Consider the following 12838-nt stretch of genomic DNA (forward strand, 5'->3'; position numbering starts at 1 on the left):
TTATATTGCTCTGCGCTGGTTGTCAGTTTATCAACGGACAAAGTGGGGTAGCGACTCCGATGAAGTATTTGCGGTGTCAATCGAAGACATTGCCGAGTATAGCAACATAAACAATCTGCTATAAGGACGGTTTGCGAGAGGTGTTATGCTAGTTGACCGGAAAGCATACGACATGCTCAAGGTCTATGCGGATACCAATTTTCTCACCTATATGATGGTTGTGGTGGCTGGGAGCGAAACATTGAACCCGATCGCCGTTTTTCAGATGTAGTAAATATAAAAACTGTGCGCCCCTGAATTCCTTTTTTTCTATGGTGGCTTGAAAGTTGCTGTCGTCGTCGTGGATTATATCGTCGGGGCGAATCAACACATCGACTGCTTTATTGGGTGGCAATGTGGTATTTGCCGGCGGCGATAATTCTCCGAGGGTGGTTTGAATCGTCTGTTGTTCGGTGACGACGCCGCGCAACATCGTACCCATCCCTATAAAAGCTGCAACTTGGCGGGATACTGGGCGATGATAAAAATCGTATGTGTTACTCCACTGCAATATCTTTCCTTCAAGCATCAAACCCAGACTATCGGACATTGCCATCGACTCGCTCTGGTCGTGACTGACCATCAGTGTGGTGATATTCATATCAACCAATAGCTCTCTTATTTCCTGCACCATCTGTAGCTTGAGTTGGCTGTCTATGTTGGAAAAGGGTTCGTCTAATAATAGCAGCTTGGGCAGCGGTGCTAGAGCGCGTGCCAATGCCACGCGTTGTTGTTGTCCGCCTGATAGTTCGTTGGGGTACTGGTCTGAGTAAGCACTCAGTTTGGTTAAAACGAGCATGCGCTTGAGTCGTACTTTATAGTCTCGTCTCGCCATAGAACGAATACCGAAGCCGATATTCTCTGCAACCGTCAGATGCGGGAATAGCGCATAGTCTTGAAACATGACCCCAATGCGTCGCACTTCTACTGCAACTCGTTCGTTGCGGCTTTCTATTAATTTATCTTCCAAATAGACCTGTCCCGATGCCGCACGATGAAAGCCGGCAATACATCGAAGCAAAGTACTTTTCCCGCTACCGCTGGGTCCGAGTAGACATCCTATTTTTCCTGTGGCGATACTCAAACTAGCATCCTTGACTATAGTTTGTTGATCAATCGCAACGCTAAGATTTTTTAGTTCGAGCATATCTATAATCTCATTTTCTAAACGGCGTGATCCGTTGTGCCACTAGCACAATCGAAATCAAACTAATTGCAACAATACTCAGCGAAGGCACGGCGATATCATTGATGCGCTCAGTTGAAGCCAACTCGTAGGTGCGCACCGCCAAAGTGTTGAACTCAAAAGGCCTTAACACCAAGGTTGCCGGTAATTCCTTAACGACATCAGCGAATATCAACAACGCAGCACTGAATAATCCCGACCGTATTAAAGGAATATGTATTAAGCGCAAAGTCTGCAGTTTGCTTGCTCCACACGAACTTGCTGCATAGTCTATATTAGGCGATACCTTTGTCAAGCTGCTTGCTATGGTGTTATAACCGAGGGTCATAAAACGCACCGTATAAGCAAATAACAGTGCCACCACCGTGCCACTTAAAAACAAACCCACCGCCGAAAAATCAAGGGCGGTTGAAGCCTTATTGACAAAACCTTCAACAGTGGTAATAACGATCAATACGCCGATGGCAATTACGACGCCGGGAACAGCGTAGCCCGATGTTGCCAGCTTATCTACCCATAGCCATTTAGAAGATGGGTGTAGTCGTTGCCCATAAGCCATAATAACTGCAATAAAAACCACAATCAAAGCTGTGGCAAAGCCCAAGCTGAGTGAGTTGAGCATCAGTTGCAGATATTCGCTATCAAATTTTTCGGTACCGTAACGATAAGTCCACGCACTGAGTTGTAGCAATGGTATTGCAAAACCCAGAGTAATGGGTAGTCCGCAGATCAGCCAGGCAACGACGGTTTTAGCACCTGTTAAAGTATAGATCGCCTGCAACGGTGGATGACAGCCTTGGTTATAATAAGAGATGCGCTTCCTCGCTGCTTTTTCTATAGAAACTACCAGCACGGTGAACACTAGTATGATAAGCGATAACTGTGCAGCTGCAGTGAGGCTACCCAATCCCAGCCAAACTTTGAATATGCCTACACTGAGTGTTTGCACACCGAAATATTCGACTGTTGCATAATTTGCTAATGATTCCATCACCACGAGTGCAACTCCGGCAATTGCTGCCGGTCGTACCAGTGGCAGTATCAAGCGGAAAAAAATTTGTTTTGCGCGTAAGCCGGCCAAACGTGCTACATCAATCAAGTTGCTGGACTGAGAAATGAGAATCATATAGACCAACAGATATACATAAGGATATAGCACGAAGCTGAGCACCAGTATTGCTCCGCTCAGCGACCGTATTGGCAGCACCGGAAATCCTAATGACAAATGCCACCAGTTATTAAACCAGCCGCCGTAGTCTAATATGCCGGTGTATGTATAGGCGACGATATAAGGTGGAAAGGCGAGAGGTAGTACCATTGCCCAGGCTAAAAAGCGGCGACCTGGAAAACGGAACATCACGCATAAACAAGCCGTCGTCGTGCCGATCACTAAAGAGACGATAGCGACACCGACGCAAAGCAATAACGAGTTTCCAATGTAATTAAATAACTGTGTTTCTAGCAAATGCTGCCAAACATCAGTGTCGGGTGCTATAAACGAAATAAAGAGCGTGGCGATAGGCAACACTATCAGTAGTGTCAGTAGCCGTTGACTGATTAAAAACATATACGCGTAGGTTATAAGTTATATCTAGTAGCAGACAATAAACCGGATATAAATCCTATCGCACGAACTTATCAAAAGTCGGCGTTGAAGGTATTTTATCAATGGATTGTCAGCCACTACCAGGGTTAAGGATGTATGTCATCGCCAACCGGCTCTATCCATCAGCTTAACTGCTGCTGCATTCAATTCGCCGAGCTTGTCGAGTTGAATACTATCGGCTTTGAACTCTCCCCACGATTTCAGTGTATCGGCAACTTGCACATCGTCGCGTATCGGATATTCATAATTCACTTGACTATACCATTGCTGCGCTTGCTCATCTACTAGGAACTCGAGCAATTGTATCGCTTCATCCTTATTTTTAGCATTGCGGGTGATGCCACCACCACTGATATTGACATGGCTACCGCGGTCTTCTTGGTTAGGCCATATCACCCGCATCTTTTGCGCAGCACTGCTTTGTTCTTGGTCGGTATTATTTAGCATGTAGGCTAAATAATAAGTGTTCAACACCGCAATGTCGCATAATCCACCAGCTGCTGCTAGCACTTGATCACGATCGCCACCGACCGGTGGTCTGGCAAAATTGGCGACCAGAGCCTGCGCCCAATCGTAAGTTGCTTCCTCACCATCTGCATAGATCATAGATGCAATCAGCGATTGGTTGTATACATTGGTCGACGAACGTATGCAGATATTCCCACGCCATTGTTCGTCGGCCAAGGATTCGTAGCGCGTCGGTTGTGTTTGTAGAGTAACCTTGTCTTTGACCACTGCAATAATCCTCGCGCGTAGCGATAAACCAAACCAGTGTCCATCCGAATCTCTGTAGGCGGAGGGCACAGCCTGCATTAATTTTTCCGATTGTACTGCTTGTAGCAAGTCGGCTTGCTTAGCTCTATGCAACCGCGCAACATCGGTCATTATCAATAGATCTGCAAGGCTATATTGTCCTTCGCGCTGCAATCTTTCAATTAATGCATCGGCTTTAGCGGTTACCAAATTTGTCTTGATGCCGGTTTGTTCGCTGAACACCTCAAGAATCGGTTTGATCAATGCCTCTTCTCTTGCCGAGTAAATGTTGACCTCGGCCTGTGCAATACTGCACAGTACCGAAAAGCACAGCAAAGTGTTGAGCCCTAAAGCAGTTATCCTTTTGCTATATTCAGAATAAATCATAATCTCTCCTATTTCATAAATAGGAATTATTATAGTTATATTTATAATTTAATCAAAAAATATGAGTTCTATGAGGTTCGCTAATAGCGTTATAAAATGCGCTATTAAAGCCGTAGGTAGTAATAGTATAGATGACACATATGCTAAAACTCCGGAAAATGCCTAGAAAAGAGGTGGTGCGTTTCACCATACAAAAGCTATCGTGACTAGCTTTTTAGGGACAGAATTCTGATATAAGGGTAGTTCGTGGTGGCGTATAATAACGCTGTCTTTTAATATTCAGAGTTGACCTTATGCAAGAAGTTAGTTTACGAAAAAAAACAAGTGGTAGACGATATAGAGCACCGTCTTGCTATTTCAATTGTGATGATATTCTAATTTATAACGATGATATTTTGACAACGAGTAAAATACCTAAGTCGTCGATTGACTTAATAGTCACATCACCACCTTATAATGTCGATATACATTATCATGCGCATAAAGATGATTTAAGTTATCAAGAATATTTAGAATTTACCAAAGTCTGGCTAAAGAGATGTTACGACTTAGCAATGGATGACGGTCGACTATGCTTGAATATTCCATTGGATAAAAACAAAGGCGGGCAGCAAGCCGTTTGTGCTGATGTCACCAATATCGCGAAAAAAGTAGGGTGGAATTACCATTCTACGATTGTTTGGAACGAAGGCAATATCTCGCGTAGGACTGCTTGGGGGTCGTGGATGTCTGCTTCCGCACCTTATGTGATTGCACCTGTTGAAGTGATTTTAGTTTTGTACAAAAATAGCTGGAAAAAGCATAACATACGAAAAGAAAATGATATAACCAAGCAAGAGTTTATGGATTGGACAAACGGTGTTTGGACATTCAACGGTCAAAGCAAGAAAGGGGCAGGAGGCCATCCGGCTGCATTTCCTATAGAACTCCCTAAGCGATGCATAAAATTGTTTAGTTTTGTCGGCGACACGATTCTTGACCCGTTTTTGGGAAGCGGTTCAACATTGCTTGCCGCCTACATGAATAAGCGCAAAGGTATAGGTGTTGATATAGATAAGAGCTATTGCGATATTGCTATCAAACGTTTGTGTAAAGAAATGCATATAGAGCAAAGAAATTTATTTTAATGCCGAAAAGGAAAAAACAGCTAAAACCCTTATCTCAACTTGATTTATTAATGGAGTTTTTTAAGAAAAACCCGAATAAGGATATCCCTCATCCGGAGGTTGTAGACTGGGCGACGAGGGAATGGAAAAAGCGAACTTCTAAAGTTTTTAGAGATCCCGATAGAGGCATCCGTTCGCTTTTCCAGAAAGGTTTGTTGTTAAAAGTTAAAAAAGGAGTTTATCGCTATACTCCGAGTGTAGTCAGGCGGAATGTGCAAAAAGATTTTACACCTGCTCAAAAAGAGAAGATATTTGAACGAGATGGTTATAGATGTGTTATTTGTGGTTGCGATAGCAAGGGAACTGAGGAACTTCATGCCGACCATATCGTGCCCCAAGCATTAGGTGGAAAGGCGACTATAAAGAATGGGCAGACATTGTGTTCAAATCATAATATGATGAAGAAAACTTTAAGGCAAACGGAAGCAGGAAAGAAAATGTTTATCCGTCTATACGAAATTGCAAAAAACAAAAATAATGAAGAAGTTAAAGCGTTTTGTTTGGATATATTAAGAATTTATGAAAAGCATGGAATAAACGGACATATCGAATGGGAAAAGTAAGTTTATAACATAAGTTATTTTTAATAGCACAAAATAGTTGACATGCTCACAGATTAGCTATTTTTTATTCGTGGGTGGTAATTCTAGCGGGGTAATTAGTTTTATATATGGTAATGCTACCGGAGCTCGCTGTTTGAAGTATTTCTGAGCATGTTTAGGTAGCCATTCTCTGTTGAAATAGTCTTTAAAGTCAGCAAGGTGTTTATTAGGATAGAGCCGTGCTTGAACATCTTTTCTATTGTCAGAGAATTCATGATTATATGTAGGAAAACTTTCTGGGTGTATTCCTTTTTTGCGTAAAAAACCTGAGAACATTCTCCCAGTGGAAGCATCAGGAATCATTTTATCTGGCATGACAAACCCAGCTTCTTCTAAAGGTGCTATTAAGTTCAAGTAAATTTCATTCAGCATAGAGAAATGAGTATGTGGTATTTTTGACCTATTTTTTATATATCTTTTAACATGGTATGGCATATGACCTGATACCTGACCTGTTAGCCACTCTCTAACCCATTTTGATACCTGCACTGCAAATTTAGGAGAAAGCCATTGCGCAAGATGAGTCGCCACGTCTGGATGTACCCATGTTCCTTGTAATTCTGGTTGGTTACCTCCTTTAAGTGTTTGATATAGTGCCGAAACGGGAATTCCCGTTTCGGTAGATAATTCTTGCAAAAAATCTTTAGTAGAGTTTAATCGTACATAATCATAAAATGATTTTCCTGCGGCTTTACACAAAGCTGTTGCATTTATATACCCATCTTTAGGTCTTTGAGAAATTAATTCATTGCCAAGTTTATGTCCAATCAAAGGAAGCTGTGTTGGAAAAGATAAGTGAGAGTTAATGGTCATTGATTAGTCCTATAAAATTCTGGGAAATTTCAACTTAAGTCTGTTATTCTATCACCTACTACAAATCTAGCAATTGCCTTACATTTGTGCTTTGGTTTGAGCTTCCTCCTTTTTTAGGTTTATCTTAAAAGAGAGTTTTCATGCTAATTTCTCCGCAAATATACCTGTCTCGGAACTTACCATTAAAGCTTTCTACAAAAGCATTTTGAGTCGGTTTGCTGAGCTAAATATGTCAATTTCACTTGCTGACCCTGTCCCCAGTAAAACAGAGCTTTCGAGGTAAGTTGGGTAACGTTATCGCAAACGATACTGTCTGGTTTGCCACGCAGGTCTATAAATTGAGATAAAGATTGTGCTACCTGCATGGTGCTGATTGAAACATCACAGATCTGAGTGATGTATTCGCAACTGAAATCGTCCACTCTATTGAGTACGCGAAATCGTCTACCATCACTCAGTTAGTCATGCATAAAATCCATTGACAAACGCTTATTCACTGTGGCCGGTGTTGGCATAATGCAACGAGGATGATACAGTTTCTTGCGTCTTTTAGTCCTGAGTTGGAGTTTTGCCTGTGTATACAGACAATAGGTTCGTTTCTTATTCACCATCAGCCTTTCTCTCTTTAATAAGCCGTGCAACATCAAATAGCCATAGCGAGGATAAGTCTGTGCATGTTTGAGTAGTCGCTGCTTGAGCTGCTCATCTTTATCAGCGCACCTGCTACGATAACAGTAGACACTGCAGGTGATGCTTACTAGCCCACACGCTCTTCATCAGAGCTTTGGCTAACTCACGACAATGTCCTAGCTTTACCAATTTTTTGATAATGCCTCCTTCAAGCTCGCACGGATCCATTATCAATTCGGCTACCATCTTCTTCAGCTTGTTATTCTCAAATTCCAATGTATTCAGACGATTCGCCTCTGATACCTCCATACCACTATACTTCGCTCGGCATCTATAGAATGTCTGCTCTACTATACCTAGCTCTCGGCACATATCTACTACTTTTGCTCCATTAGGGATGAGGCATCATCATGCTCTGAGTAATAATAAAATTCTATAGTCCCAATCTGTTGAGTCCGTTCACCAATCGCTCCAAGCCTACCGTTAGTTGCGTAGCAGGCAGTGCGCCATACGAGATTCTGATGCAGTGTTTGTAATGTGCGCCGAAGGCATTGCCGGGTATCACAGCGACTTGGTAATCAGTAATTAGCTTTTCGATCATGGCAAAGTCGCAGTCTCGGTTTTGTAAAGCAACGAAGGTGTAGAGTGCACCTTCTGTAATCGGAGGCGTGATTATTTCTTGATGGGTGAGTTCGTTTAGCATCTGTTGACATAGCTGACGGTTGTAGGCGATCTGTTTTATATGCGCTTTGATATAGTCGGTTGCCGATCTGAGGCATTCTAATGCGGCGAATTGGCAGATGGTAGGTGGGCATATTAATATATTGTCTTGTACTTTGTCGATGGCGGTCTCCAGTGTGCGCGGCACGACGGCATAGCCTATGCGCCACGAGGCGAGACCGTAACTTTTGGAAAAGGAGAACATGGAGATGGTGTGGGCGGCTGAGTCGGGCAATGAACCGGGTGAGAAATGGGGATGTTGCTGGTCTACGAACTCCTCATACGCCTCGTCGCTGATATGATAGATCTGATGTTCGGCGCACAGCGCGTTGATGTCGCTGAGTGTCTGTGCTGAGTAGATGCGTCCGCTGGGGTTGTTCGGTGATATGCTAACGACCGCTCGGGTTTTGTCGGTAATCGCAGCTTCTATATGTGCTATCACTGGGTAATAGTCTGCATCAGTATCGGCTATCACTGCTTTGCAGTTACACATCTCTATGGTCATTTTGTGGTTGAAATAATAGGGTGCCAGTAGGATGATTTCGTCGCCTACATCACACAATGCCAACACCACGGCGTTGAACGCCATATTTGCACCAGCGGTTATGTATAAGCATTGCTCGTCGTTTAGCACGATATTATTTTTGCTTTTTAATTTTTCCGCTAATGCCGTTTGCAGTTCGTCCAATCCTGCAACCGGACCATATAAATGGTATGCTTTGTCGGACATCGTTTTTTCAGCGACTCGCATAACATTGGGTGGTGGTGGATAGTAGACAACACCTTGTCCTAAGGAGATGGTGCCGCGATGTTTACGCACCAGTGCATTGACTTGCGGGATAACAGCATCTTCTACGACTGCCATTCGTTGCGATTCGGTTTTTATCATCGTTGAGTGATCAGCAAGTAATTTGACGGTAGATTTCAGCCATTCGGTACGGTAATTTTTCTATATCGTTGATAATTGAAAAGCGGGTATGACCATACATATAAGGTAGATATTCATGACCTGTTTTGTCTATGGTGATGCAGTGCGAGTGTATGCCGCATCGACGCAGTTCAATCAGAGCTTTACGAGTATCTTCCACGCCGTAGCTATCGCGATAGCCGTCGGCATCGTCAGGCTTGCCATCGGACAGCACGATAAGTATTTTGGTTTTGGCATCATAGCGTTGCAGGTGTTCTCCGATATAACGAATCGCCGCACCCATCCGTGTATAAAGTTCGGCTTTGAGTGCGCTAATTCTTTTTTGTACCGCAGCATTGTAATCTTCATCTATTTGTTTGATGGGGTAGATTTTGCACTGCTTACGGGTATGACTGTTAAAACCGTAGATGGCATAGCGGTCACCTAAAATCTGTAATGACTCGCACAGTAACAGCAAGGCCTCTTTTTCAAGCCGATTAATCCAACCGCGAGTTGAGGCACTCATGTCTATTAGGAACAACACTGCTACATCACGTTCCTCTTTGTTGGTTTTAATGAAAATATGGTCGTTGAGTTCCGATTTTATTGCCAGTGTATCTACTAGACTTTCAACTACCGCGTCAAGGTCTATTTCGTCTCCGTGAGTTTGCTTATACGATAGCCGATCGTCGTTGCGCAATGCTTCAAAGGTGCGGTGCAAGCGGCGGATTATGCCGTAGTGTTTGTTCAATGTTTGCTTGACAAAATCAGGCTCACCTTCATCGGTTGATGCGATATAAATATGGCACCAATCTTTACGATATTTCTGTACTGCATGATCCCATTCGGGTAACATCAAATCGGCGATGCCACCGGCAGTTGCCTCAGTGGGAGTGTCAGTGGTGGTAGTGGTTGCATTTTCGGATTCAGATTCTGCTAGTAGCTGTTCAGGTATCTTGCCTAAATCTTGGCTTAGCTGTTCAAACATTTCAAGCAAGTCCTCTGGAATCTCTATATCTTCACCATCTAAGTTCAGCACGAAACCGTATTCATCAGGTGTTAGCGCTTGTTCGTAGAATTTCAAGGTGAACGGGCTGGAAGTTTTAGGTAGGATTTTATTTTGCTTTTGCAGCTGGCTACGCAGTTTGTCGAGCATCTGCGCCAGATGTTTTTGATTGTCATCAACACGAGTTTTAATCGCCTTATAGACTCGACTGGGTCTGAAAACGCCATGGCAAGGGTATAGTTTAGGAAGCTGCTCTTGGTAAACTTCATCTATTAAAGCGATGCTGTCTTCGGCTCGGGCATTGTCTTGCGCCAGTCGTGTTTGTGCAGCTTGCCAGGCAGGTGTGTCGGGTGGTTGCCAAAGCGTACCGTAGAGCTTACTTTCCAATCGTATAATGCCAGGTAGCATACTTTTTAGACAGTGTGTCAAGCGAACAGTCTCTAAAGCATGGAATGAGGCGACTGCGTGTTCGGGGTCTTGGTGTTCGTAGAGTAGTTGCGGTATATCTATACGCCAGGTGCCGAACCAGCTTTGTGCCCAAAGATAGGTCGCCGCTAATTTATAAAAGCTGAAGTTTTGATCGGTGCTATTAAAAGCAGCATATTGTTCAGGCAAATAGAGGGTTGTAGTATCGGTATAAAGTTCGCTATCTGCTGTGACCTTCAGTTTGGCACCACCGTATCCGGTAATTAAATGCTCTATCACTGGGCGTACTTGCTCAAGCATTACTGCGCTAGGTTCAGGTTGAAGCGATGAAACATAATCCTCGGTTTGCGCGAGATATTTTATCGCCTCAGTGATACTCTTCTGTTGCGCAAGCGATTTGATATCGTTAACCCACACTTGCCAATTTTTCTCATTTAGATCTTTTAACGCAACAACTGCTTTACAGCAGAACTCGTGGGTGAGTTCGGTTGATATATTGCTCAGTTGTTCGGCTGCCTCTAGTAAACGTAGTTGATCACTCATGCCAAAGTGGGTGAGTGCTTTTGCAGTTTGAAATAGTTCGGATAAATCTTTGTTTGGTAAATCTATCAGAATCTCCAAGCGAGTTTGTATTTCTCGCTCACCCATTCCACCATAGTCGGTCGACGATGCGGCGCGCACCACGGTGTGCGATGCATTGATACCGTGATATCGTGCTGATAGGTAGTCTAGTGCTCTTTTAAGATAGCGCATCGTTCATAGCTCCTCTAACAAAATCCGCTTGGCATCGTTGATCATTGCTGCCATATAAGGAGTACCGCCACGGTCAGGGTGGAATTTTTGCATCAATTTACGGTGTGCTTGTGTGATCTGCTCGCGCGAAGCACCCGCTTCTAAACCTAAAATTTTATATGCTTCTTTGCTAGTGATATTTTTAGGCGCACCACCTTGTTGCGTGCTATGAGGTCGTCTATTGAAGTACGCTTCAACGAAGCTCGCTGCCTGCGGGTCTCGTTGTTTCAAAATTTCTATCAGCTTGCGCATTTCTTGATTGTTGAGTGAAGCTAAACGGTAGAGTAAGTTTTGCACCATCTCTGGCGAGGCATTTGCCGAATTATGTCTAGAGAAGCCGGCGCCGCCGCGTTTTATCGTTTGATACAGACCCAGGAGCAAGGGTGTCCAACGTAAAAAGGAAAATAGCTTTATTAGAAGAGGCAACGCTACTCCGCCAGCTGCAACGAACCAGTGTAGTCTGCCAGTGGCAGCCATACCTACGAGTAGGGCAGCTATCAGATATAAATAATAACGTAAGCGATTTTCTTTAGGTTGTAGTCTAATCCAACGGATCAATAACAACCCGATGACAATAGTCGCAATGGTAAGTAGTATATATAGATACATGATGCAAGCTAAAAACTTAGTTGTTTATTATACAGTGTGATAAATCTGCTACTGGAGTCGTACGATTTGTAAATCTACTAGGGTTTGGCTGGTAATTATGGTATGTTACTCGCTATTTAATAGTGAATATTCTGCGGCTTTTGGGGGATGTAGTATGCATATTAGTGAAATAGTAGAGAAGGGTGCTATTCTCTTCCTTGATAAAGAAAGCGATATATTGATTACTTGGGACGGACAGATAAATTTTGCGGTTTATGCCGGGAAGTTTGACGGTGATTACGATTTGCTCGACGAGTTTTATAAAGATATCAAAAGCATGGCGGCAGCTCGTGAGGTTGCGAAAATGTGGTTTCAAGATCACTCTATCTATAGCCCAGGACCCTGACTAAAGGCTAAAAATGGGAATGCTAGATGGCAGATGTGCGTTACTGACTGGAGTGGCGACTAAACATTCAATCGCCTGGGGTATTACTCGTAGCCTTGCTCGCGAAGGGGCGCGCATTGTGCTTGCGTACCAAAACGAAAAACTTAAAAGCAGAGTCGAAAAGCTCGCTGCCGAATGTAATGCCGAGATGATACTGCCGTGCGATGTTCAGAACGACGCCGAGATAGAAGAGTTGTTTCGCAGCTTAAAACAAAACTGGCCAAAGCTAGATATATTGGTGCATTCTATTGCTTATGCGCCACGCGAAGAATTAAACGGTGAGTTTCTTGACCATAGTACCAGAGATGGCTTTAATACCGCTCACGAAATAAGTTGCTACAGCTTGGTTGCTCTTGCGCAGCACGCAAGAGCAATGATGAAAGGTGGTGAGGGTGCAATGTTAACATTGAGCTACCTAGGAGCCGAGCGGGTGGTGCCGAATTATAATGTTATGGGATTGGCGAAAGCGAGTTTGGAGGCAGCGGTGCGCTATCTTGCAGTAGGGTTAGGTAAGGACGGTATACGCATCAATGCGATTTCTGCAGGTCCGATAAAAACTTTAGCTGCTTCCGGTATTGCGGGCTTTCGCGAAATGCTGGATTATGTAGAAAAGAATGCCCCACTGTGCCGCAATGTAAGCATTGAAGAAGTCGGCGATGTGGCAGCATTTCTATGCTCCGAGATGGCACGCGCTATAACTGGTGAAGTGATACATGTAGATTCAGGCTATCATTTGTTGGGTATGCACCGCACACCTTAAGCTACTCTACAC

The 12838-nt window shown here is 43.6% G+C and carries 13 protein-coding genes and 1 pseudogene; 4 read left to right on the forward strand and 10 right to left on the reverse strand.

The features are described from left to right. Positions 1-148: 148 nt before the first annotated feature. The 3 genes from GDA45_04330 to GDA45_04340 form a co-directional block, all read right to left on the reverse strand. Positions 149-1186 (reverse strand): ABC transporter ATP-binding protein, encoded by a 1038-nt coding sequence (locus GDA45_04330; protein MBC6414147.1) that lies wholly within the window; start codon positions 1184-1186, stop codon positions 149-151. A gap of 10 nt (positions 1187-1196) precedes the next feature. Beyond that, complete coding sequence (locus GDA45_04335; protein MBC6414148.1) at positions 1197-2792, reverse strand: iron ABC transporter permease; 1596 nt, start codon at positions 2790-2792, stop codon at positions 1197-1199. Between the two features lie 138 nt (positions 2793-2930). Continuing rightward, entirely contained in the window at positions 2931-3971 is a 1041-nt protein-coding gene (locus GDA45_04340) for a Fe(3+) ABC transporter substrate-binding protein (GenBank protein MBC6414149.1), read from the reverse strand. 293 nt (positions 3972-4264) lie between these two features. Here GDA45_04340 and GDA45_04345 point away from each other — a divergent pair, with 293 nt between their 5' ends. Then, positions 4265-5098, forward strand: a complete 834-nt coding sequence (locus tag GDA45_04345; protein ID MBC6414150.1) for a site-specific DNA-methyltransferase — start codon at positions 4265-4267, stop codon at positions 5096-5098. Continuing rightward, entirely contained in the window at positions 5098-5700 is a 603-nt protein-coding gene (locus tag GDA45_04350; protein MBC6414151.1) for an HNH endonuclease, read from the forward strand. Before GDA45_04345 ends, GDA45_04350 begins: the two co-directional genes overlap by 1 nt. A 57-nt stretch (positions 5701-5757) precedes the next feature. On the opposite strand, the gene GDA45_04355 is transcribed toward GDA45_04350, so the two are convergent. From GDA45_04355 to GDA45_04385, 7 genes and pseudogenes are all read right to left on the reverse strand, one after another. Then, complete coding sequence (locus tag GDA45_04355) at positions 5758-6552, reverse strand: KilA-N domain-containing protein (protein MBC6414152.1); 795 nt, start codon at positions 6550-6552, stop codon at positions 5758-5760. Between the two features lie 124 nt (positions 6553-6676). Further along, a pseudogene (locus GDA45_04360) lies at positions 6677-6769 on the reverse strand (transposase). A gap of 241 nt (positions 6770-7010) precedes the next feature. Further along, complete coding sequence (locus tag GDA45_04365) at positions 7011-7304, reverse strand: transposase (GenBank protein ID MBC6414153.1); 294 nt, start codon at positions 7302-7304, stop codon at positions 7011-7013. After that, positions 7276-7554 (reverse strand): transposase, encoded by a 279-nt coding sequence (locus GDA45_04370; protein MBC6414154.1) that lies wholly within the window; start codon positions 7552-7554, stop codon positions 7276-7278. Before GDA45_04370 ends, GDA45_04365 begins: the two co-directional genes overlap by 29 nt. A 61-nt stretch (positions 7555-7615) precedes the next feature. After that, a complete protein-coding gene (locus tag GDA45_04375) occupies positions 7616-8791 on the reverse strand; it encodes a pyridoxal phosphate-dependent aminotransferase (GenBank protein ID MBC6414155.1) in 1176 nt (391 codons plus the stop codon). Positions 8792-8801: 10 nt separating this feature from the next. Then, a complete protein-coding gene (locus GDA45_04380) occupies positions 8802-10994 on the reverse strand; it encodes a VWA domain-containing protein (protein ID MBC6414156.1) in 2193 nt (730 codons plus the stop codon). A 3-nt stretch (positions 10995-10997) separates the two neighbouring features. After that, positions 10998-11642, reverse strand: coding sequence for a DnaJ domain-containing protein (locus GDA45_04385; GenBank protein MBC6414157.1), 645 nt, complete (start codon positions 11640-11642; stop codon positions 10998-11000). Between the two features lie 154 nt (positions 11643-11796). Between GDA45_04385 and GDA45_04390 the strand changes: the two genes are divergently transcribed. Further along, the gene (locus tag GDA45_04390; GenBank protein ID MBC6414158.1) at positions 11797-12027 is read left to right on the forward strand and encodes a hypothetical protein; all 231 of its coding nucleotides are present in this window, start codon (positions 11797-11799) and stop codon (positions 12025-12027) included. A 13-nt stretch (positions 12028-12040) separates the two neighbouring features. After that, positions 12041-12826, forward strand: a complete 786-nt coding sequence (locus GDA45_04395) for an enoyl-ACP reductase (protein MBC6414159.1) — start codon at positions 12041-12043, stop codon at positions 12824-12826. The last annotated feature ends 12 nt before the right edge of the window (positions 12827-12838 follow it).

It is taken from the genome of Chromatiales bacterium, assembly GCA_014323925.1.
Lineage (GTDB): Bacteria > Pseudomonadota > Gammaproteobacteria > Poriferisulfidales > Oxydemutatoraceae > SP5GCR1.